Here is a 22854-nt window from a genome sequence, read left to right as displayed (position 1 = left end):
ACGAGAATTAGATATTTAAATGACCCAAAGACCGCCGGGGGATGATTTTTTCCGACAACTATGTAAACTTCGCGCTTTCGTTCGTGTCCATGGCCACACGGCAATGGTTTCGACATCGCCCCAGACGATCATGACACGGTCGATCGGCATCAGGATCAAGGCCCCGCAGGAGCAAGCATGGAATATCTCGTTAAGAGCGGCAGTCCGGAAAAACAGCGCGTTGGATGCGTGATTGTCGGTATCTTCGATCGTCGCAAGCCCTCCACGCAAGCCGAGTCGCTGGATGAAGCCAGCGGCGGACTCATCGCCTCGGTCATGCGCCGTGGCGATATGGACGGCAAATTGGGCCAGACCACGTTGCTGCACGGCCTGGATCACATGTTCTGTGATCGTATCCTGCTGGTGGGCTGCGGCAAGGAACGCGACTTCAACGTGCGCTCGTATCAGAAAGCCTGTCGTGCCGCCGCGGCCGAGCTGGACGTGATGGGCGGCGTGGACGCGGCGTGCTATCTCACCGAACTCAACGTGCGCGGGCGCGATGATTTCGGCTGGAGCGTCAAACAGGCCCTGCTGACCTTCGAGGACGTGTTCTATCGCTTCGAAGCCTGCAAGGGCAGCAAGCACGAGCGCTATACCCGCAAGCTCTCGCGCCTGACCTTCCAGGTGCCGCGTCGCTCCGATCTGCCGGCCGCCGAGCGCGGCGTGACCGAAGGCGTGGCCACGGCCAACGGTGTGAAGTTCGCCAAGGATCTCGGCAACATGCCGGGCAATATCTGCACGCCGAGCTATCTGGCCGACCAGGCAACGGCCTTGTCCGAGCGCGAGTCGCAGATCAAGACCACGGTGCTCGATGAGGCCCAGATGGCCGAGCTGGGGATGGGCGCGCTGCTGGGTGTTTCTCAAGGCTCGTCCCAGCCGGCCAAGTTCATCGTCATGGAATACATGGCGGGTGCCAAGGCCGACAAACCGACCGTGCTGGTCGGCAAGGGCGTGACGTTCGATGCCGGCGGCATCAGCCTGAAGCCGGGCGCCGCCATGGACGAGATGAAATACGACATGGGCGGCGCGGCCAGTGTCTTCGGCGCCATGCAGGCCGCCGCGGAAATGGGCCTGACCACCAACCTCGTCGGCGTGGTCGCCGCCACCGAGAACCTGCCCGATGGCAACGCGTTCAAGCCGGGCGATATCCTGACCAGCATGTCCGGCCAGACGATCGAGATTCTGAACACCGACGCCGAAGGCCGGCTGGCTCTGGCCGATGCGCTGACCTACGTCGAGCACAACTACGACGCCGATGCCGTGATCGACATGGCCACGCTGACCGGCGCGGCCGTCGTGGCCCTGGGCCATCACGCGGCAGCCCTCTACGGCAACAACAGCCCGCTGCGGCGTGCGCTGCGTGATGCGGGTGATGTCGTGGGCGATCGTGCCTGGCCGATGCCGCTGTGGGAGGATTACCAGACGGATCTGGAATCCAACTTCGCCGACATGGCCAACGTCGGCGGGCGCGCCGGTGGCTCGATCACCGCGGCCAGCTTCCTGCATCGCTTCGCGCGCAAGATGCGCTGGGCGCATCTGGATATTGCCGGTGTGGCCTGGAAGTCGGGCAAGGACAAGGGCGCGACCGGCCGTCCGGTGGGCTTGTTGACCCAGTACCTGGTCGATCGCACCGACAGCGAGTGATCGGGCCCACCGCGTGACCGAGGTATTCTTCTATATTCTGGAAGATACGGCAGCCGACGCGCCGGATCGTTTTGCGGCTCGACTGATCGAGAAAGCCCACGGCGAAGGCCATCGTGTCTATGTCCACGTCGCCGACGCCGACGCGGTGGCCGCTCTCGACAAGCTGCTCTGGACGTTTCGCCAGGGCAGCTTCGTGCCGCATGTCGCGGCCGCCGATCTAGACGCCGATGACGATCTCACCCCGATCGTGATCGGCGCGGGCGAGCCACCCGACGGTTTCAACGACGTGCTGGTCAACGTCGGCGGCGATGTCGGGGCTTTCTTCTCCCGCTTTGCTCGCCACAACGAAATCGCGGGGGCGGCGCGTGTCGCCCAGGCCCGCACGCAGTATCGCTACTTCAAGGATCGGGGCTATGCCCTGACCACACACAAGATCCCGGCACGCTGAGTCAACGTCATACCCGGGCGTGCCCCGTATTCATATCGCAGAGAGCCCCATGGCCGAGCTGGACAAGACCTTCGACCCGCATGCCATCGAAGCCCGCTGGTATCCCGTGTGGGAGAAACGCGGTTATTTCAAGCCGGACATGGGCGCCGAAGGCGAGCCGTTCGCCGTCATGCTGCCGCCGCCCAACGTCACCGGGCGGCTGCATATGGGCCATGCCCTGGACGACACGCTTCAGGACGCACTGACCCGTTATCACCGCATGACGGGCGTGCCCACGCTCTGGCAGCCCGGCACCGATCACGCCGGTATCGCCACCCAGATGCTCGTCGAGCGCCAGGTCGAGGCCGAGGGCAGCTCACGCCACGCCATGGGCCGGGAAACCTTTGTTGACCGGATCTGGCAATGGAAGGCCGAATCCGGCGGGCATATCACCACCCAGATGCGCCGACTGGGGGCATCCGTGGACTGGTCGCGCGAGCGCTTCACCATGGACGACGGTCTGTCGGCGGCCGTGCAGCATGTCTTTGTCGATCTCTACCAGCGCGGCCTGATCTATCGCGGCCAGCGCCTGGTCAACTGGGACCCGGTGCTCAAGACCGCGATCTCGGATCTCGAGGTCGAAAGCGTGGAGACCGCCGGGCATATGTGGCACTTCAAGTATCCGCTTGAAGACGGCGCCACGTATGAATACGTCGAGCGCGACGCCGAGGGCCATGAGACGTTTCGGGAAACCCGCGACTATATCTCGATCGCCACCACGCGCCCGGAAACCATGCTGGGTGACGGTGCGATCGCCGTGCATCCGGACGATGCGCGCTACGCGCCCATCGTGGGTCTGAAATGCGAGATTCCGGTCGGCCCGAAGGCCCAGCGCCGCCTGATTCCGATCATCACCGACGAATACCCGGATCCGGCGTTCGGCTCGGGGGCGGTCAAGATCACCGGCGCGCACGACTTCAACGACTACGAGGTTGCCAAGCGCAACGATCTGCCGATGTACCGGCTGATGGACGACGCGGCGGCCCTGCGCGTCGACGGCATGGCCTACGACGCGGCCGCGATGCGGGCCGCCGAGATCGTGGCCACCGGTGAAACGCCCGATGCCATGGCCGTGGATGCAATCAACCTCGTGCCCGAGGCCTATCGCGGCTTGAACCGCTTCGAGGCCCGGCGCCGGATCGTGGCTGATATCGAAGCCGACGGCCTGCTCATCGTGATCGAAGACAAGACGATCATGCAGCCCTTCGGTGATCGCTCGAACGATGTCATCGAGCCGATGCTGACCCGCCAATGGTTTGTCGATGCCAAGCGCCTGGCCGCGCCGGCCATCGAGGCGGTCGAGGATGGGCGTATCCGCTTCATTCCGGAGAACTGGTCCAAGACCTATTTCGAATGGATGCGCAATATCCAGGACTGGTGCATCAGCCGCCAGCTCTGGTGGGGCCATCGCATTCCGGCCTGGTACGACGAGTCCGGCAACGTTTATGTCGGCGCCGATGAAGCGTCGGTCCGCCAGGCCAATAACCTGGCCGACAACGTGGCGCTGACCCAGGACGAAGACGTTCTGGATACCTGGTTCTCCTCCGCGCTGTGGCCGTTCTCCACGCTGGGTTGGCCGGACGACACCGCGGCACTCAAGACCTTCTACCCCACGAGCGTGTTGGTCACCGGCTTCGACATCATCTTCTTCTGGGTGGCCCGGATGATCATGATGGGCCTGGAGTTCATGGGCGATGTCCCCTTCCGGGATATCTATATCCACGGCCTGGTGCGCGACGCCGACGGCGCGAAGATGTCCAAATCCAAGGGCAACGCCCTGGACCCGATCGATCTGATCGACGGCATCGATCTCGAAGCCCTGGTGGCCAAGCGCACCTCGGGCATGATGCAGCCGCAGAAAGCCGCCAAGGTCGAAAAAGCCACCCGCGCCGAGTTTCCCAACGGCATCGCCGCCTACGGCACCGATGCGCTGCGTTTCACGTTTGCTGCCCTGGCGTCTTACGGGCGGGATATCCGTTTCGATCTGGGCCGGGTCGAGGGCTATCGCAATTTTTGCAACAAGCTCTGGAACGCGGCCCGTTTTGCGCTGATGCAGGTACCCGAGGACTTCGTGCCGGCGGCGGATGGCGACGTCGAGCTATCGGCGGCCGATCGCTGGATCATCTCGCGCCTGCAACGCGTGGAAGCCGATATGGCCACGCATTTTGCCACCTATCGGTTTGATCTGGCCGCCAACGCCGCGCATGACTTTGTCTGGCATCACTTATGTGATTGGTATCTCGAACTGATCAAGCCGGTGCTGGCCGGCGATGCAAGCGAGGCGGCCAAGGCCGGCACGCGGCGTACCCTGGTGCGCGTGCTGGAAACCACGCTACGCCTGTTACACCCGTTGATGCCCTTCATCACCGAAGAGATCTGGCAACGCGTGGCTCCGTTGGCGCGCGGTAGGGCCCTGACCAAGGAAGGCGAAAGCATTTCGCTCCAAGCTTATCCGGTCAGCGATGCCGCGCGTATCGATGAACACGCCGAGGCCGAGATCGAGTGGCTGAAAAAAGTCATCGGCGGGCTACGTACCATCCGCGGCGAGATGGATATCGCGCCCAAACAAAAGATTCCGCTGATGGTCGCCGGTGCCGCCACCACCGACCGCGACCGGCTGACCCGCCATCGGCGTGCCATCGATTTCCTGGCCGGGGTCGAGTCCATCGATGAAATGGCCGCGGATGCCATCCCCGAATCGGCCGTGGCACTCGTTGGCGACATGCAGCTGCGCGTGCCCCTGGCCGGCCTGATCGATACCGAGGCCGAACTGGCCCGTCTGGACAAGCGCCTGGCCAAGATCGACAAGGACCTCACCGGGCTGAACAAGCGCCTGGGCAGCGATTTCGTCAACAAGGCCCCGGCCGACGTGGTCGACAAGACCCGTGCCCAGGCCGACGACCTGACCCGCGAACAGGCCGAACTCACCGATCAACGTGCGCGTATCGCCGCACTTTGAGACCGGGTTCGGGAATTTGAACAGACCGATTAGGCCGCCAATAGACGCGAACAAGGGCTAATGAAGACAAGAAGACAATCCGCCGATGGACGCCGATTGCCGTAGATGAAAACGATGATTTTTTGTCGAGCGACCAGATCGTTCGCTTCGGGCATCTCTCGGCCCATCGGCGGTCAATCTGCGTTAATCGGTGGGTTCAAAAACGATTGAACTGTCCGCAAATAAGCGCGAATGGCCGCGAATAAAAACAAAAAGGCAATCCGCCGATCGACGCCGATTGCCGCAGATGAGAAGACAGAAGCCACGATGATTTTTAAGTCGAGCACACGAAATCGCTCGATTTGATTTCAATAAACCCGAGGTTTTGATTGAATACGCTACGACGCTGAGCCTCAGCCCATATCTCGATCCATCTGCGTTACATCGGCGTTCATCTGCGGATAAATGCCTGTATTCATTCGCGTTGATTCGCGGACTACTTTCAAAGAACAACCACCGAGTCCGAACAAGGATTCTGGAGCCAACGCATGGCCGGCCGACTGTTACTGCTGTTCATCATCATCCCGATCATCGAGCTGTTTCTGCTGATCAAGATCGGCGGGCTGATCGGGCTGTTCCCGACCATCGCGCTGGTCATTCTCACGGCGATCATCGGCAGCCAGCTCGTGCGCCGACAGGGCATCGAGGTGATGTCGCGTATCCGGGCCGCCCAGGCCCGCGGGGAAGCCCCGGCACTGGCCATGATCGACGGTGCGGCCCTGCTGTTGGCGGGTTTCTTCCTGCTCACGCCGGGCTTTCTCTCGGATGCGCTGGGCTTTGTGTTGCTGGTGCCCAAGCTGCGTCAACGCGTGGCCCGGGCACTGATTTCGCGCGTGGTCGTCATGGCACCGAACATGGGCCCGGCCGGGTTTTCCACACGCGGCGGCTTTGCTGACAACGACGACACCATCGAAGGCGAGTATCAGCGCAAGCCCGAGAACGCCCGGCGCGACGCCGACCGGATCACGCGCGACGATCGATAACACGTAGAGTGGGCGGTATCGGCTTTTCGATCGATAGCGCCATGCACCAACGCGTCGCCATCACCGGCCCAGCCGAGCCCGAGGCCCGACTGGCCGAGCTGCGCGCTGATCTGGCGGCCCGGCTGTATGGCAAGCAGCACGTCATCGATCATGCCCTGGTGTGTCTGCTGGCCGGCGGGCATCTGCTGATCGAGGATGCGCCCGGCATGGGCAAGACCACACTGGCCACGGGCCTGGCGCGCGTGCTGGGCCTGGATTTCTCGCGTATCCAATTCACCAGCGATCTGTTGCCCGGCGATATTCTGGGTTTGTCGGTCTATGATCCGGCGCGTACGAACTTTGTCTTTCGGCCGGGCCCGATCTTTCATGCCCTGGTCATGGCCGACGAGATCAATCGCGCCAACCCGCGGACCCAGAGCGCGCTGCTGGAAGCCATGGCCGAGGGCTATGTCAGCATCGACGGCGCCACGCGGGCCCTGCCCCGGCCTTTCCACGTCATCGCCACCCAGAACCCGGCCGATCAGGGCGGCACGTTCGCCCTGCCGGACTCCCAGCTCGACCGGTTTCTGATGTGCCTGTCCATCGGCTACCCGCCGCCCGAGGCCGAGCGCCGACTGCTCGGCGGCGATATGCCGGTCGGCGATGCGGCCCGGCCCGCGGCCAGCCTGGATCTGGCGGCCTGCCAGGCCGAGGTGGCCCGAGTCGCGGTGACCCCGCCGCTGATCGATTATCTGCTGGCCTTGATCGCGGCCTCGCGCGAGCCGCGAGATTTCATCACCGGGCTGTCGCCGCGGGCCGGCATCGCGCTTCGGCGGGCCGCCCAGGCCCAGGCCTGGCTGGCCGGGCGCGATCATGTTCGCCCGGCCGACGTACAGGCCGTGCTCGGCCCGGTGGTCGATCATCGTCTGACGCTCGCACAGGCTACTGAAAAACGCGCGCCCAGCGCCGTGCTGGCCGCCCAAGTGCGCCTCGACTGAGTCCGCGTGCGCTTGGCTCGTCGTGTTGTCGATCGGCTCGTGGCACGGGGGGCGGCCAGCATCGCGCGCCGGGCGCCGCGAGGCGCATTGCCGCTACGGGTGTCTCCGCGTCGTCTTTATATTCTGCCCACACGCTTTGGCGGTGTGTTCGCGCTGTTGATGATCGGCCTGCTCGTCGGCGCCACCAACTATGGCAACAATCTGGCCTTTGCCCTGGCGTTCTGGCTGGGTGCGATTGCGCTGGTCTCCATGCATCGCGCGCATCGCAACCTGTCGGGCCTGTCATTGGCCGATATTCACGCCGAACCGGCGCACGCCGGGGATCAGCTCACCTGGCGGCTGACCTGGGCCTCGAAGGCAAGCCGCCCGCGTCGTCGCCTGGCGATCGCCCTGGCCGACGCCCGGCCGGTGGTCTGTGATATCGGGGCGAGCGCGACCGTTACGGCCAAGCAGTCGGCCGGGCGCCGCGGCGAGCAGGCCATGGCGCGAATCCATATCGAGTCGCGTTACCCGCTGGGCCTGTTCCGCTGCTGGGCTTATCTGGCACCGCGCCATAGCGCGCTCGTCTATCCCTCGGTGGCCGGCACCACGACGGCTCACGACACGGCCGACGCCGGGCGCGAGCGCACCCGCCCGGCCAGCGTCATGCCCGGCGAGTTCTTTCGCGGCCATCGCCGCTATCGCGACGGCGATACCTGGGCCCAGATCGACTGGAAACACAGCGCGCGTCGCGATCATTGGCTGGTGCGCGAGAGCGAGCCGCCCGTCACCCCGCCCCCGGCGGTGTTCGCCTATCACTCGCTTGGCGACCGGCCCCATGAAGCCCGTCTGTCGCAGTTGGCCCGCTGGGTGATCGAGGCCGCTGCTCTTCCCGGCGATTATCGTCTGATCCTGCCGGACATCGATATCGGGCCGGCCAGCGGCCGTGCGCATCGCACAGCCTGCCTGGACGCGCTGGCGCGCCAGCCGTGACGGCCCCGCTCGCCGGCCCGGCGTCACGCAAAGAACGCCTGGCACTGGTCGGGCTGGCGCTGTTCGTCAGTGCCGGGCATATCGCCCACCTGCCGGCCTGGCTGTCGGGCCTCGCGCTGCTGCTTTTCATCTGGCAAGGCTGGGCCCATTGGCAGGGCCGGCCCTCACCGCCCGGCTGGCTGCGCGGCGGGGCCACGCTTGGCGTATTCGCCTGTGTATTCTTTGGCATCGGCCAGCTCACCGGCCAGACCGCGGGCGTGGCGCTGCTGGCCCTGATGACCACGCTGAAACTCAGCGAGTTGCAGCGCCAGCGCGACGCCGAAATCGTGCTGTTGCTGTGTTGTTTCGTACTGGCGACCGAGTTTCTATTCTCGCAGTCGCTGGCGATGGCGTTGTATCTGGTCGTGGGGCTTTTGGCGATCATCACGGTGTTCGTCTATGTCCATACGCTGGCCGGCCCGGGGCGTCTGCGCCATGCCATCGGCGAGGCCACCACACTGACCGTTTTGGCCATACCGCTGGCCGGGCTGTGTTTTGTCTTGTTTCCGCGCCTGCCGGGGCCGTTGTGGCATCTGGGCGGCGGCGAGGATTCAGCGGCCGTCACCGGCCTGAGCGATCGCATGTCGCCGGGCGCGATCAGCCAGCTGGCACGCTCACAGCGTGTGGCCTTGCGGGCGCGCTTCGACGGGCCGGCGCCGCCGCCGCGCGCGCGCTACTGGCGCGGCCCGGTGCTTTGGGATTTTGCCGACAACACCTGGTATAACCGCGCCGACGGCCCCGATTTGGCCAGCGCCAACGTGATGGCCCAGGGCCCGACGCAGTCTGTGACCATCACGCTTGAGGCGCGCGATCAGCCCTGGCTGATCGCGCTGGATACGCCACTGTCCGCAGATCGTGATTACCGCCTGGGTGCGGGGGCAACGCTGATCGCGGATACGCCGATCAACGAGCGGATTCGTTATCGCACCCGGTCGGCGCTCCAGCGCCGCCTGGATCCGGATCTGTCACGCGCGGCCCGTGCCCGCGCGCTGGCCTTGCCGCCTGCGGGCAACCCGCGCACGCGCGCCCTGGCACGCCGGCTGGCTGTTGATACCGACTCACACGGCGCCCTGGCCGATCGCGCCATGAAATGGCTCGCAGCCCACGATTTTGTTTATACCTTGCGCCCGCCCGAGACATCGCCCCGGAACGCGGTCGATGATTTTCTGTTTCGTACCCGCGCCGGCTTTTGCGAACACTATGCCGGGGCCATGGTTTATCTCATGCGCGCGGCCGGCGTGCCGGCCCGCGTGGTTACAGGCTATCTGGGCGCCGAGCCCGCGCTCTACGGCGACTACTGGATCGTGCGGGATGCCAATGCCCATGCCTGGGCCGAAATCTGGCAGCCCGGTACCGGCTGGGTTCGCGTGGACCCGACCCGGGCCGTGGCCCCGGCGCGTATCGATCATCTGCCCGAGAACGGCCGCGATAGCGTCGACGCGGGCGGCAACACTCGTGCCAACGGGCCGCTCACAGGCCTGTTCTATCGCGGGCGCATGGCCTGGGACGGCATGAACGCAGCCTGGAATCAATGGTTTCTGGCCTATGGGCCCACGCTTCAAAAAGGCTTGATGCAGCGCCTGGGTTTGAACAGCCAGGGGGCGGGCGTGGTCGTGCTGACGCTGGCGGGCGTCGGGCTGTTGGCGCTGGCCTCGCTGTTCATGCTCTGGCGTATGCGCCCGGCCCGAACACACGATCCGGTTCTACGAGCCTGGCACGGCGTCGAACGCCGTATGGCTCGCACCGGTCGCCCCCGCGCGCGCCACGAACCGGCAAGCCAATGGGCCGCCCGCCTCGCCCCCACGATGCCCCGCAACGGCCCCGAACTCATCGCACTGGCCGCCGACTACGAAGCCCTGCGCTATGACCCGCGCACCGGGGCCGCCGAGAGACGCAATTTCCAACGCAAGGCGCGTCGTTTTCGGCGTCGGCGGCTCTGACCGCCGGCTCGTTGCATGGCACACTCGGTGCCCGCCCCGCGCTTTGCCCGTCATGGATCGTCGTCGTTTCTGCCCTGTCTGTGCCACGCCCCTGGAGACCCGCCGGATTGCCGATATCGATCGGCTGGCCTGCCCGGATCGGCGCTGCGGGCATATCTTCTGGGATAACCCGATCCCGGTCGTGGCCGGCGTGGTCGAACATGCTGGCCAACTTGTCTTTGCGCGCAACGCCGCCTGGCCACAAGGCATGTATGGCCTGGTCACGGGCTTTCTGGAGCCGCGCGAGGAGCCGGCCGAGGCCGTGGTGCGCGAGGTCGCCGAAGAACTGGGCCTTGTCGCCGAGGTGACCGAGTTCATCGGCGTCTACGGCTTTGCCCGCAAGAACCAGATTCTGCTGGCCTATCATCTGACCGGCCACGGCGAGATCACCCTGCCCGACGGCGAACTGGCCGAGGCGTTTCATGTCGATAAAGACCAGGCCGAATACTGGCCGGGCGGCACCGGGCTGGCCGTGCGCGACTGGCTGCGCACCCAGGGCTATGATCCACAGCCGCGCGAGCTGCCGTCCCAGGTCAAGGCCTGGCTTTCGGCACCGCCGGATATGGATTGAATCTCAGGTGTTGGCCTTGGCCTGTCGTGCATCCACACGGGTCAGCAACACGCCGCCGGCGATGAACAGCACCACCACCGACAGGATCGAGGCGCGGGCACTGCCGGTGGCCGCCGCGGTCACGCCCACCAGTATCGGGCCCAGCACGGCGGCGAACTTGCCCATCATGTTGTAGATGCCGAAATACTCGCCGGATTTGGCCTCTGGAATGAGCCGGGCGAAATACGAGCGTGACAGCGATTGCACGCCGCCCTGGACCAGGCCAATCGCGGCCGCCATGACATAGAACTGCCAGACGGCGGTGAGGAAATAGCCCCAGGCGCTGATGGCCCCATAGACCACCAGGCCGAGATAGATCGCTTTCTTGGTCTCCCAGCGCGAGGCCAGCCAGCCGAAACCGATGGCCGCGGGAAAGCCGATGAATTGCACGAGCAACAGCGCGGCGATCAGGCTTTGCTGACCAAAACCCAGGCTCAGCCCGAAATCCACGGCCATGCGGATGATGGTGTGCACGCCGTCGATATACAGCCAGTAGGCCAGCAGGAACAGCCAGACCTCGCGCCGGCCCATGATCTCGCGGATGGTGACCGCCAGATCCTTGAGCCCGCCGCTCACGGCCTTGCCGATCGGCTCACCGCGCGCCTTGCCTGTCTCGGTCACGGTGGCGAACAGCGGCCAGGAAAAGACGCCCCACCACACGGCCACGCTCAGAAACGCCCAGCGCACGGCTTCGGTCCGGTCGGCCAGCCCGAACCAATCCGGCTTGAGGGTCATGGCCACGTTGACGGCCAGCAGCACGCCGCCGCCGAGATAGCCCAGCCCATAGCCCAGCGCCGAGACCCGGTCATAATCCGCCGGTGCGGCGACGTTCACCAAGAGGCTGTCGTAGAAGACCATGGCCATGAAGAAAGCGATCGAGGCGATCACGAACAGGCCCATCGCCGCCAGCCAGTGGCCAGCGCCAACGAAGAACAGCGCAAACGTGGCGGCCACGGCAAGTGCCGTGGCCAGAGCCAGCGCGGCTTTCTTGTGATGCCCGCGATCGGCGATCGCCCCGCCGATGGGGGCGGCGAACAACACGATCAGGCTGGCCAGGGCACTGCCCAGGCCAAGCTGCAGCGTGCTCGTTTCGGCGGCGTAGTCCGCGCTCCAGTAGGTCTTGAAAAAGATCGGGAAAAACCCGGCAACCACGGTGGTGGCAAACGCCGAATTGGCCCAGTCATAGAGCGCCCAGCCGATCTGGGCCCGGCGTGTGAAACCGGCCTTTGAGGTCGAGTTGTCGGTCATGCGGGCACCGTATAGGCCAGTAGCAGCGCGTCTTCGCGCTTGGGATCACCCGGATAGTAGTTCGGCCGCGTGCCTTGATGCACGAAGCCATAACGCGCGTAGAGCCGACGCGCCGACGTATTGGACGGGCGCACCTCGAGCAGAATGGTGTCAGCCTGTTCCGAGCGGGCCTGGGCAACGAGCGTATCCAGCAGCTGCTCGCCCAGGCGCTGGCCGCGGGCACAGTCGTCGATACACAGATTCAGCACGTGGGCTTCGCCGGCGGCGATCGTGGCCAGCATGTAGCCGGCCACGGTCAGCCCCGGGCAGCCGATCACCCAGGCGCGATAGCCCACGCGCAGGCAGTCACGAAAGATCCGCTCGCTCCAGGGATAGCCATAGGCGGTTGTTTCGATGGCCAGCACGTCATCGATATCGCGCGGGCGCATGCGTCGGATGGCCCAGGCCGACTCCACGCGAGCGCTCATGCCGCCTCCGAGGCCAGCGAGCCGATCTGGCGGGCGATGATTTTAAGATCTGCCCAGGCCTTGTGTTTCTGATCGGGACTGCGCAGCAGATAGGCCGGGTGATAAGTCACCAGCACGCCCAGATCCCGCTGCGGGTATGGATGCAGCTGGCCCCGCAGCTTGCCCAGCGGTGTCTTGCAGCCCAGCAGCGTCTGGGCCGCGATCCGCCCGACCGCCACCACGAGCCGTGGCTGCATGAGATCGATCTGTCGTTCCAGCACCGGCCAGTCGGCGGCGATCTCGGCGGCGCTCGGGTCACGATTGTCCGGCGGGCGAAACTTGCAGATATTGGTGATATAGACGTTGGTATCGCGCGAACAGCCGATGGCAAAGAGCATCCGGTCCAGCAGCTGCCCGGCCCGGCCCACGAAGGGCACGCCCTGTTCATCCTCGTTGGCGCCGGGCGCCTCGCCCACGATCAGCACGTCGGCCGCGCGCGCGCCGATACCGAAAACCGGCTGCGTGGCCCCGCGATGATCCTGGCCCGCCAGCCAGTCGGCCAGGCCGTCCCAGTCCAGGCCCGACAGCTCGGATGTGTCTTGTGCCACAGGCTGCTTATCGCCTTCGGTCTCGGCATTCGTTTCAGGCACGCCCGCCCCCAGCAGATCGTGCTCGATCGGCTCGGGCGGCGCGTCGTCGTGCGCGGTGACGACGGTCGTTTTGACAGACGATGCCCGGGCGCCATCAAGAGCGCCGCCGGTACGAATCTGCCAGTCAGTCAGCCCGAGAGTGGCCAGGCGCTGGGCGCGATCAGATGTATCGTTCATGTGCCTAGCCTACCGGCTCGTGGTGGGTTTGCCAGCCGCACAGCCCCGCAACTCGGCCACGATCACCGAGGTTTTGACGGTGCCGGGTGATTGTTGCAGCAAGTGCATATCGATTGGCGCCGATAGTGCGGCGGGCACGCCGATCAGCCACGGCACCGGCTGGTCGGGCTTCGCAAGGGCCCAGGCACATAGGGCCGGGATATCGTCTGCCGCAAACACCGGCCGGCCGAGCACTTCGGCCCAATACCGCGCCGACAGCGGCGCCAGTACGGCGATCGGCTGGGCGCCTGGCGCGGCCAATGCATCGGTCAGCGCGGCGCGCTCGCTGCGTTTTTCAAACAGACCGGTGTTGTCGTACAGCGCACCGGCCACACCCAAGGCAAGCATCAAGGCCAGTGCGGCCACGCCCTGGGCACCGCGATTGCTCAGCAAGCCCGCGCTGGCGATCGCCAGCGCTGCCGCGCCGACAACCAGCACCGGCCAGGCCCAACCCAGCCACACCGCGGCACATAGACATAACAACGCCATCAGGCACGCAGCACACACGCCCGCCAACCAACGCCGCTGACCACCGACAAGCGCATCGGCCAGCCCCCAGAGCAACAGCACCGACGGCAAGACGATCAAGGCGGCGGCATGCGCCGGGGCGGATGCCGCCACGAGCAATGACAACCCCAGGATCAGCGCGATCCGTCCGCCGCCGTCACGTATCGTGACTGCCAGCGCCAGCGCGACCGGTAACGCGATACTGATCGCAAGCGCGGCAATCATCACCCACGATGCATTCGGCCCGGCAATGCCCAGACCATGGCCCGGCGTCTCGATACTCGAGCCGAGCCGGGCGATATCCGGTAGAACAAGCCGGTCGGTCAGCGTGAGCGCGGCCAGACCCGCCAGGCCGAGCAGCGTCAGCCGCGTGTTGCCAAACAGCCGCCAGTCGCCCGCGCTTAGCCCGCGGTGCAGCCAGAACCCGGCCAGCAGGCCGATGGGCGCGAGTGTGGCCCCGTTGACCACCAGCAGCACGAGGCCGGCCAGCGCCACCAGCATGGCAGGCGTTTCGCGATCGCCTCTGGTGGCCGCACGATAAAACATGAACACGCCCAGCGTGTTCATACCCAGCCCGGTCATCACGATGGGGGCGGCCCAATACAACGGGCTGGCCACGAGCAGCGCGGCGAATAGGGGCCCTCGCCCCGAGCGGCCCGGCCGGGCCAGCACGTACGCGGCCAGGCCGAACAGCGCGGCCGCATCGGGCCCACGCAGGGCCAGCCGATCAGGAATCCCGCAGCCGTTAAGCAGGCCCGCCAGCGCGAGGTTGACCACCGCCACGCCCGCTACAAAGCCACGGTGTACAACCGCGACGAGATCGCTGCCCGGGGCCAGCAGGCTGTGCAGCCAGGCCAGCGTATCGGCCTCACTCGCCCCGAATGGCTGGCGTAGCGCCAGCCCCATCAAGGCCGCCGCCACGGCGAGCGCGGCGATGCGGTGCCCGGCCTGGATCACGCCCGCGTCACTCGAGGCTAGCGCTTGGCCCTACGCGCGCGCCGTCGCTTGCGCTGTAACGCCATGATCGGCCCTGACAACGCATAGGCGAAGAAAGCGCCGAACAGCACCCGCGGCGGGTCGATCACGATCAGCACGAAGGCCACGACCACGAGCAGGATATAGCGAAACGGCACCCGTCCGCCCAGGTTGATGTCCTTGAAGCTGTTGTAGCGGACATTCGACACCATGAGCGCCCCGGCGCCAACGGTCAGGGCCAGCACCGGGATGACCAGGCTGGCCCCGTCGATGCCGAAATCTGCCCCGACCCAGATGAAACCGACCAGCACGCCCGCCGCGGCCGGGCTGGGCAGCCCAAGAAATATCTTTTTCTCGACCGTGCCGCCCCGCGTGATATTGAAGCGCGCCAGGCGCAGCGCGGCCGCCGCGGTATAGAAGAACGCGGCCAGCCAGCCCAGCTTGCCGAGCGTATCCGACAGATCAGCCAGCGTGTGCAGGCTATACAGATAAGCCAGCAGCCCCGAGGCCAGGCCGAACGACACCAGATCCGCCAGGGAGTCGTACTGGATACCGAAATCCGACTCGGCGTTGGTCAGGCGTGCCACGCGCCCATCGAGCATATCGGTGAGCATGGCCGCGAAGATCGCGATACCGGCCACGGCGAAACGACCCTGTGTGGCTGCAATGATCGAAAAGAAGCCGGCGAAGATCGTGCCCGTGGTGAACAGATTCGGCAGCAGGTAGATTCCCCGCTTGCGACGAGGCCGCTCGGGGGTGTCCGAGGATTGGCGCATAGAGTTGGCTTTGAGGAAATGGAAAAACGCGAAACCGGAAAGCACCCGTGATTCTGCGCTATGTTCAGCCTAACGCAATCGATATGTCATCGGCTTATTCCGGGATCGGCTCGTTGACCGGCAGGGCCGAACGACAACGCCCGTTCTGCTTGTGCACGAGCTTGGCCAGCACGCTGGCCCCGGCACGTACCCGGTCGCCCAGCTCGACCTCGACCCGGGCATTCATCGGCAGAAACACATCTACGCGCCGCGCCAGTCGACGGCTGCCGCAGCAACGCCCCTGGCCCACACGCTCGCCGTAGCTGCTTCGACACGGCCGCTCGCCGAACAACGAGCCTTCGCGCACGGCCATGATCAGCTCGTCGCCCTCGTCGGTGCGGATCCACGTCGCCGCGGCACCCAGCCGGGTCAGGGTCTCGTGGGGCAACTCGAGCACGGTGCCCTCGGCCGGCGAGCGCAGCAGATAGGCGCCCAGCAGGTTCACATCGATCGAGAGCTTGATCGCCTCGCGATCGAGGTAGGGGTCATAGCATTCGCGGCGGTGGCGGATGGTGCCATCGATCGGGGCGATGACGGCCAGCGGCTCGGCCGGGACATCGCGCGGGGCATCGCGAAAGAACACGATGGCCAGCGCGATCAGGCCGGCCACGGGCAGCGCGGCCCAGAAACCGAAAACGGCGTTGACGAGGAGCAGTAGCCCCGCCAACGCCGTGAGCACATACCAGCCTTCGCGGACGATATGTAACAGCGTTTTACGCTGCATGGAGGTCCTCTCTGGCCTCGTCGCCTAGTTGCGCGACTTGTCCACGATCTTGTCGGCGGCGATCCACGGCATCATGGCCCGCAGCTTCTCGCCCGTGCGCTCGATCTCCGAGTTGGCGGCGTTGCGACGCCCGGCTTTCAGCATGGGGCTACCGGCCTGGTGCTCGCCGATGAACTCACGTGCGAACGCGCCGTTCTGGATCTCGGTGAGCATTTTCTTCATCTCGGCACGGGTGTCGTCGGTGATCAGACGCGGGCCGCGCGAGATATCGCCGTATTCGGCGGTATTGGAGATCGAGTAACGCATGTTGGCGATACCGCCCTCGTAGATCAGATCCACGATGAGCTTGACCTCGTGCAGGCACTCGAAGTACGCCATCTCCGGCTCATAGCCGCCTTCGACCAGCGTGTCGAAGCCAGCCTGAATCAACGACACCACGCCGCCGCACAGCACGGCCTGCTCGCCGAACAGATCGGTTTCGGTCTCGGCCTGGAACGAGGTTTCGATGATGCCGGCACGCCCGCCGCCGTTGGCCACGGCATAGGACAGGGCCACGTTCTTGGCGTTGCCCGAGGCGTCCTGGAAGATCGCGATCAGGCTCGGCACGCCGCCGCCTTTTTCGTAGGTGGTGCGCACGAGATGGCCCGGGCCCTTGGGCGCGATCATGATCACATCGAGATCGGCCCGCGGCTCGATCAGCTGGTAATGCACGTTGAAGCCGTGAGCAAAGGCCAGCGTGGCGCCGTCTTTGATATGCGGTGCGATCTGCTCGTTGTAGATCGTCACCTGGTGCTCGTCGGGGGCCAGCAGCATGACCACATCGGCGGCGGCCGTGGCGTCTTCGATGCTGGCCACAGCCAGACCGGCATCCTTGGCCTTCTTGGCCGAGGACGAGCCCTCACGCAGGCCCACGACGACATCCACGCCCGAGTCCTTCAGGTTATTGGCATGGGCATGGCCCTGCGAGCCGTAACCGATGACCGCGACTTTCTTGCCCTGGATCAGGGACAGGTCGCCGTCCTTGTCGTAATACACGTTCATGCTCATGGGCTTCTCCTGCTGGATATCGTTCGAGGGCACGTCACGGCCTCGATGTTGTGAAATATTGGGGTGTGGCGAATCGGCGCGCCGGCGTCGTTCAGCCCTGTCCGGCCACGGCCATCATGTCGGCGCTGCGATAACGCAGTACCGCCGCGCCCGGCGTCATGGTGACCGCGCCGCTGCGCGCCAGCTCGACGAGCAGGCCGGCGTCTTCGATACGGGCCACGAACGCATTGAGCGCATCGCCGGTTCCGATGAACCGAAGCAGCGTCAGGCCATCGGCCTCGCTCAGGATCGTCGTATCGTAGCCTTCGGCCAGGGTTTCAAGCGATGTATCAGCGGTGTCGCGCCGCACTTTCACCAGTGCCAGCTCGGCTTCGGTGTGTTCGTCCCCGGTCATGTCGAGCACATCGATCACATCCACCAGCTTCAACAGCTGACGATTGATCTGGTCGACCACGTCTTCCGTCCCTTCGGTAACCAGCGTCAGGCGCGACATCGTCGGGTCTTCTGTCGGCCCGACGTTCAGGGTTTCGATATTGAACCCGCGCTGCGAGAACAGACCGGCCACACGCACCAGCGCACCGGCTTCGTTGGCCATGAGAATAGAGATGACGTGTCGCATGAAGCCCCCGGTAGACATCGGCCAGGCGGGCCGTATCGGCAGAGCGCGCAAAATACGCCCATCGACAAATCGACGCAAACACGGCGATGTTTATTTCATGGGAAAGCCGTGTTTTCGGTTACAATTCGCTTTTTTCCACCCGGCCGCAGGACCACTGCCATGACCCAAGCCGAACACAACGCCGATATGTCAGACCGCCATCCGCTGGCTGGCACCGTCATGAGCGGTGCCGACATGATCGTGCAGGTACTCGCCGACGAGGGCGTGGATACCGTATTCGGCTATTCCGGCGGTGCGATCCTGCCCACCTACGACGCGATCTTTCGCTTCAACGCCGAGCATCACGACGCCATGCCGCTGATCGTGCCGGCCAACGAGCAGGGCGCAGGCTTCATGGCCGCCGGCTATGCCCGGGCCTCGGGCAAGGTGGGCGTGGCCATGGTGACCTCCGGGCCCGGGGCCACCAACTGCGTGACCCCGGTGCGTGACTCCATGGCCGACTCCGTGCCGATGGTGCTCGTGTGCGGCCAAGTCGCCACCGCCGCCATCGGCACCGATGCCTTCCAGGAGGCACCGGTATCCAACATCATGTCGAGTGCGGCCAAGCACGTGTTCATGGTCACCGATCCGGCCAAGCTGGAATCAACCGTGCGCACAGCGTTCGAGATCGCGCGCTCGGGCCGGCCGGGCCCGGTCGTCATCGACGTGCCCAAAGACGTACAGAACTGGGAAGGCACGTTCGAAAGCGAGGGCCTGTTGCCCGTACCCGGCTATCGCCAGCGCATGCATGACCTGCGCGCCAGTCAGCTGACTGACGCCAAGTGCCAGGCATTCTTTGATCTGCTGGGCGAGGCCAAGCGGCCGTTGATCTATGCCGGTGGCGGCGTGATCAACTCGGAATCCGCCTCGGAAATGGCGGCCCTGGCCCAGGCGTTCGGCATTCCCGTGGTCACCACGCTGATGGGTATCGGCGCCTTCGACACGACCGATGCACTGGCCATGCACATGCTCGGCATGCACGGCACGGCCTTTGCCAACTACGCGGTCGAGGACTGTGACTTCCTGATCGCCGTCGGCGCACGCTTTGATGATCGCGTGGCCGGTGTGGCCCATGCCTTTGCGCCCAACGCCCGCGCCATCGCGCATTTCGATGCCGATGCCTCGGAGATCAACAAGGTCAAACAGGTGGCCTGGCATCACGTGGGCCTGCTGGCGCCCAGCCTGTCGCGGATGCTGGCCTATGGCCGCGAACACGGGTTCTCTCGCGATCTGGCCGACTGGCACCAGCATGTCGCGGCCCTGAAGCGTGATTACGCCATGAACTATGACCGCAACAACGCGGTGATTCAGCCCTATGCGGTCATCGAATCCATCAACGCCATCACCGAGGGCCGCGCGGTCATCGCCACCGGCGTGGGCCAGCATCAGATGTGGGCCGCCCAATACTTCGATTTCCGCGAACCACGCCTGTGGCTGACCTCCGGCTCAATGGGCACCATGGGCTTTGGCCTGCCGGCCGCCATTGGTGCTGCCTGTGCCCGGCGCGACAAGCTCGTCATCGATATTGACGGCGATGCCTCGATCCGTATGAACATCGGCGAGCTGGAAACCGCCACCACCTATGATCTGCCGGTGAAAGTGGTCGTGCTGAACAACAACGGCGACGGCATGGTCAAACAGTGGCAGAAGCTGTTCTTCAAGGGCCGCCTGTCGGCCTCGGACAAGTCGCTGCACAAGAAGGACTTCATCAAGGCCGCCGAAGCTGACGGCTTCGAGTTTGCCAAGCGCGTGAGTGACCCGGCCGAGCTCGACGCCGTCGTGGCTGATTTCCTGGCCTTCAAGGGCCCGGCGTTCCTGGAAGTGATCGTCGACCCGGAGGCCGGCGTTTACCCGATGGTTGGGCCCGGCAAGACCTACAAACAGATGATCACCGGCGACTGGATCAACAATCGCTACGCCGACGATGCCGGTGATACCGAGGTCGGGCCCTCGGAGATGTTCTGATCCAATAGAGACCGGCCACGTGCCGGTCTTTTTTTGTGCCCGTCAGGCGATCGCCAGCCGGTTTTGAGGCGTCTGCATGACATTGCCCGTAATGATGGATTAACAAACGACCGTTCGTATGTAATGTTTGACAAGCACACATACCCGCATCTTTAGTACGTTCGTACGATGCGACCCGGAGATATTTGAATGCATGTACTTGTTGTCGGCTCACACGGCCAGATTGGCCAGCGCCTCATTCGCGCTTTGGCCACGTCGGAACACACCTCGCGCGCGATGATTCGCGATGACAGCCAGCGCGATACGTTACAAACGCTGGGCGCCAACGAGGTTGTCGTGGCGGATCTTGAGGACGACTGCAGTGAAGCGCTTGCCGGCTGCGATGCCGTGGTATTCACCGCAGGCTCCGGCGGCCATACCTCGGCCGAAAAAACCAAGGATGTGGATCGTAACGGCGCGATCTCGATCATCGATCAGGCCGCGGCCGGCGGCGTGCGCCGCTTCGTGATCGTGTCTTCGATGAACGCCGACTCGCCCGAGAACGGCGCCGAGCACATGCAGCATTATTTCCGGGCCAAGGGGGCAGCCGATAATCACCTGCGCGAGTCGGAGCTGGAATACACGATCGTGCGCCCGGGCAAGCTGACCGACGACAGCGGCACCGGACAGGTCGATATCGCCAAGGACCTCGGCCGCTACGGCGAGGTCACGCGCGACGATGTGGCCGATGTGCTGGTCCTGACGCTGGACTCGCCCAACACCATCGGCCGCCACTTCGAGCTGCTGGCCGGCGATACGCCGATCGCCAAGGCATTACTGGGCGTTTGATGACGAGCCGGCCAGAACGCCCCACCCGGCTGGCCTTCGACGCCGCGGCGGCCGAGGCACATCTGGCCCGCGTGGATCCGCGGCTTGGCCGGGTGATGGCCGAACGCGGGCCGTATGCGCCGAGCTCGGCGGCCGCACCGGATGTTTTCCATTCGCTGATGCGCGCCATCGTCTATCAGCAGCTCTCCGGCAAGGCGGCGGGCACCATCCATGCCCGCGTGCTGACCGCCCTCGGCGCGACCGAAGCTCCCGGCCCGCACGCGATTCTGGCGACTGACACCGACACCCTGCGCAGCGCGGGGCTGTCGGCCAACAAGGAAGCCAGCCTGCGCGCGTTGGCGGCGGCCGCCGTCGCCGGGGCGCTGCCCGACGAGACACGGCTGGCCGATTACAGCGACGACGATCTGATCGCAGCTTATTCGGCGATCCGGGGTATCGGCCGCTGGACGGTCGAAATGCTGCTGCTGTTCCACCTGGGTCGGCCGGACGTCATGCCGATTCATGACCTGGGCGTGCGCAAGGGTTTTGCCCATGTCTATGGCTGGGACGAGCTGCCCAAACCGAAACAGATGGAGGCCGCCTGTGAAATCTGGCGGCCTTATCGCTCGGTGGGCAGCTGGTTCATGTGGCGGGCGCTAGAGCCTGTTGCCGTTTCATGCGGGCCCGCGCCGAGCGCTCCATAAAATCGACTATGGGCGGCAAGACGAGGCGTAGCCCGCTTGGCGTGTCATTGTCGCGCAGTGGGCTAGAACGCTGTATTGCCGACGTATCGTTAATTTTGGGGCTCTTGTCCCGAAGGCTTGGGCCGCCCATAAAAATTAAAGATGGGCGCCCTGCCGCTGGCGAGTCTTGATCGTGGCACGCCACGACGCGGCGACTCGCGCCTTGCAGGGCACACTGCGGACTCTCGACAAAAGCGGCGCTCGCATGAAACGGCAACAGGCTCTCAAAGCAGCCGAAGCCAAGCCACAGCCGGGCTGATCGCCCGGCCAACGGCGCCGATCAGTCGCGCACCAGCACGATCTTGCCCATGTGATGGCCGTTCTCCATCGCGCTCTGTGCTGCCATGGCATCCGCGAAATCGAAGGTGCGATCGACGATGGGACGCAGGCGCCCGGCCTCGAACAACGGGCGCAGCCGGTCATCGAATAGGCGCGCCAGCTCGATCTTGCGCTCGATGGGCAGACTACGCATCGTCATGGCCACGATAGACAGCCGACGCATGAGCAGCTGGCCCATGTTGAGTTCGGTCTTGGCCCCGCCCAGTATGCCGATCTGTACCTGTCGGCCTTCGGGACGAAGACTGGCCAGGTTGTCGGCCAATACCGGCGCGCCCACGAAATCCAGAACCAGATGCGAGCCCCCGGCCTGTGCCTGAACCGCCTCGGACACGCCTTCGTCGCCGTCGACCAGCCCCAGATCATAGGCCTGGGGCATGCCCTGGGCCTTGAAGCGGGCCGCTATCTCATCCAGGCGCTCCGGGCTGCGGCTGGTAGCGATCGAGCGCGCCCCCAGCGCGTGGATCAGCTGCAGGGCCGCCAGGCCGACACCGGAGGTCGCCCCGCGCACCAGCGCCCACTGGCCGGGCGCCAGCCCACCCTCGAGGAACAAGCCGCGATAGGCGGTGAGAAACGCCTCGGGCATGGCCGCAGCCTGGGCATGATCGTAATAGGCCGGCGGACGAATCGTATCGCGCTCGTGCACGACGATCTTTTCGGCATAGGCCCCACCGCCGATCAGGCCCATGACCGGGTCACCCACCTTGTGCAGCGTCACCCGCTTGCCCACGGCCGCGACTTCACCGGCGTATTCCAGCCCCGGGCGCCGCGGGTCGAAGCCGGGCGGCGGCGGATAAGCGCCCTTGCGCTGCATCAGATCAGCGCGATTCAGCCCCACGGCCCGCACATCCACCAGAATCTCGTCGGCGCCGGGGCGCGGCGTCTTGATCTCTTCCAGACTCATGGTGTCGGAGTTTTCGGCGTCGTCGATCAGCCATGCACGCATCGGGGATCCTCACTTGGCATGAACCTGCTCACGCAGGCATATC

The 22854-nt window shown here is 65.1% G+C and carries 20 protein-coding genes; 11 read left to right on the top strand and 9 right to left on the bottom strand.

From position 1 onward, the window contains the following. Window positions 1-177 precede the first annotated feature (177 nt). From SAJA_RS06780 to SAJA_RS06745, 8 genes are all read left to right on the top strand, one after another. Window positions 178-1683, top strand: a complete 1506-nt coding sequence (locus SAJA_RS06780; protein WP_123657910.1) for a leucyl aminopeptidase — start codon at window positions 178-180, stop codon at window positions 1681-1683. Window positions 1684-1696: 13 nt separating this feature from the next. After that, window positions 1697-2131 carry a DNA polymerase III subunit chi gene (locus SAJA_RS06775; protein WP_184999781.1) on the top strand — a complete coding sequence of 145 codons (435 nt, stop codon included), beginning with the start codon at window positions 1697-1699 and terminating at the stop codon, window positions 2129-2131. 49 nt (window positions 2132-2180) lie between these two features. Then, on the top strand, window positions 2181-5129 hold the full coding sequence (locus SAJA_RS06770) for a valine--tRNA ligase (protein ID WP_123657908.1): 2949 nt from the start codon (window positions 2181-2183) through the stop codon (window positions 5127-5129). A 527-nt stretch (window positions 5130-5656) separates the two neighbouring features. Continuing rightward, window positions 5657-6151, top strand: coding sequence for an FxsA family protein (locus SAJA_RS06765; protein ID WP_123657907.1), 495 nt, complete (start codon window positions 5657-5659; stop codon window positions 6149-6151). Between the two features lie 41 nt (window positions 6152-6192). Next, complete coding sequence (locus SAJA_RS06760; protein ID WP_123657906.1) at window positions 6193-7128, top strand: AAA family ATPase; 936 nt, start codon at window positions 6193-6195, stop codon at window positions 7126-7128. Window positions 7129-7140: 12 nt separating this feature from the next. After that, window positions 7141-8100: a DUF58 domain-containing protein gene (locus tag SAJA_RS06755; protein ID WP_123657905.1), complete on the top strand. Its 960-nt coding sequence runs from the start codon at window positions 7141-7143 to the stop codon at window positions 8098-8100. Continuing rightward, window positions 8097-10079, top strand: a complete 1983-nt coding sequence (locus tag SAJA_RS06750; RefSeq protein ID WP_123657904.1) for a transglutaminase TgpA family protein — start codon at window positions 8097-8099, stop codon at window positions 10077-10079. Before SAJA_RS06755 ends, SAJA_RS06750 begins: the two co-directional genes overlap by 4 nt. Before the next feature lie 52 nt (window positions 10080-10131). Beyond that, a complete protein-coding gene (locus SAJA_RS06745) occupies window positions 10132-10689 on the top strand; it encodes an NUDIX domain-containing protein (protein WP_123657903.1) in 558 nt (185 codons plus the stop codon). Window positions 10690-10692: 3 nt separating this feature from the next. On the opposite strand, the gene SAJA_RS06740 is transcribed toward SAJA_RS06745, so the two are convergent. From SAJA_RS06740 to ilvN, 8 genes are all read right to left on the bottom strand, one after another. Further along, window positions 10693-11976: an MFS transporter gene (locus SAJA_RS06740; RefSeq protein WP_123657902.1), complete on the bottom strand. Its 1284-nt coding sequence runs from the start codon at window positions 11974-11976 to the stop codon at window positions 10693-10695. After that, window positions 11973-12443 (bottom strand): ribosomal protein S18-alanine N-acetyltransferase, encoded by a 471-nt coding sequence (rimI, locus tag SAJA_RS06735; RefSeq protein ID WP_123657901.1) that lies wholly within the window; start codon window positions 12441-12443, stop codon window positions 11973-11975. Before rimI ends, SAJA_RS06740 begins: the two co-directional genes overlap by 4 nt. Beyond that, window positions 12440-13249, bottom strand: coding sequence for a uracil-DNA glycosylase (locus tag SAJA_RS06730; protein ID WP_123657900.1), 810 nt, complete (start codon window positions 13247-13249; stop codon window positions 12440-12442). Before SAJA_RS06730 ends, rimI begins: the two co-directional genes overlap by 4 nt. Window positions 13250-13258: 9 nt before the next feature. Next, complete coding sequence (locus SAJA_RS06725; protein WP_123657899.1) at window positions 13259-14752, bottom strand: hypothetical protein; 1494 nt, start codon at window positions 14750-14752, stop codon at window positions 13259-13261. A 17-nt stretch (window positions 14753-14769) separates the two neighbouring features. Continuing rightward, window positions 14770-15546, bottom strand: coding sequence for a CDP-alcohol phosphatidyltransferase family protein (locus SAJA_RS06720; protein ID WP_123657898.1), 777 nt, complete (start codon window positions 15544-15546; stop codon window positions 14770-14772). A 94-nt stretch (window positions 15547-15640) separates the two neighbouring features. After that, the gene (locus SAJA_RS06715; protein WP_123657897.1) at window positions 15641-16309 is read right to left on the bottom strand and encodes a phosphatidylserine decarboxylase; all 669 of its coding nucleotides are present in this window, start codon (window positions 16307-16309) and stop codon (window positions 15641-15643) included. 24 nt (window positions 16310-16333) lie between these two features. Continuing rightward, window positions 16334-17350: a ketol-acid reductoisomerase gene (gene ilvC, locus SAJA_RS06710; RefSeq protein ID WP_184999784.1), complete on the bottom strand. Its 1017-nt coding sequence runs from the start codon at window positions 17348-17350 to the stop codon at window positions 16334-16336. 97 nt (window positions 17351-17447) lie between these two features. Continuing rightward, a complete protein-coding gene (ilvN, locus tag SAJA_RS06705; protein ID WP_123657895.1) occupies window positions 17448-17975 on the bottom strand; it encodes an acetolactate synthase small subunit in 528 nt (175 codons plus the stop codon). A 159-nt stretch (window positions 17976-18134) separates the two neighbouring features. On the opposite strand from ilvN, the gene ilvB reads away from it, so the two are divergent. The 3 genes from ilvB to SAJA_RS06690 all read left to right on the top strand — a co-directional run bounded on the left by ilvB (window position 18135) and on the right by SAJA_RS06690 (window position 21490). Next, on the top strand, window positions 18135-19979 hold the full coding sequence (gene ilvB / locus SAJA_RS06700) for a biosynthetic-type acetolactate synthase large subunit (protein WP_221180153.1): 1845 nt from the start codon (window positions 18135-18137) through the stop codon (window positions 19977-19979). A 189-nt stretch (window positions 19980-20168) separates the two neighbouring features. Further along, window positions 20169-20807, top strand: coding sequence for an SDR family oxidoreductase (locus tag SAJA_RS06695; RefSeq protein WP_123657894.1), 639 nt, complete (start codon window positions 20169-20171; stop codon window positions 20805-20807). Continuing rightward, complete coding sequence (locus tag SAJA_RS06690; protein WP_123657893.1) at window positions 20807-21490, top strand: DNA-3-methyladenine glycosylase family protein; 684 nt, start codon at window positions 20807-20809, stop codon at window positions 21488-21490. The genes SAJA_RS06695 and SAJA_RS06690 overlap by 1 nt, the downstream gene beginning before the upstream one ends. A 319-nt stretch (window positions 21491-21809) precedes the next feature. Here SAJA_RS06690 and SAJA_RS06685 read toward each other — a convergent pair whose 3' ends face one another. Continuing rightward, entirely contained in the window at window positions 21810-22811 is a 1002-nt protein-coding gene (locus SAJA_RS06685; protein ID WP_123657892.1) for an NAD(P)H-quinone oxidoreductase, read from the bottom strand. Window positions 22812-22854 lie beyond the last annotated feature (43 nt).

The organism is Salinisphaera japonica YTM-1, assembly GCF_003788585.1.
In the GTDB taxonomy this organism is placed as follows: domain Bacteria; phylum Pseudomonadota; class Gammaproteobacteria; order Nevskiales; family Salinisphaeraceae; genus Salinisphaera; species Salinisphaera japonica.
The sequence above is the reverse complement of the archived record's forward strand: the minus strand, read 5'-3'. Positions and strand labels throughout refer to the sequence as shown.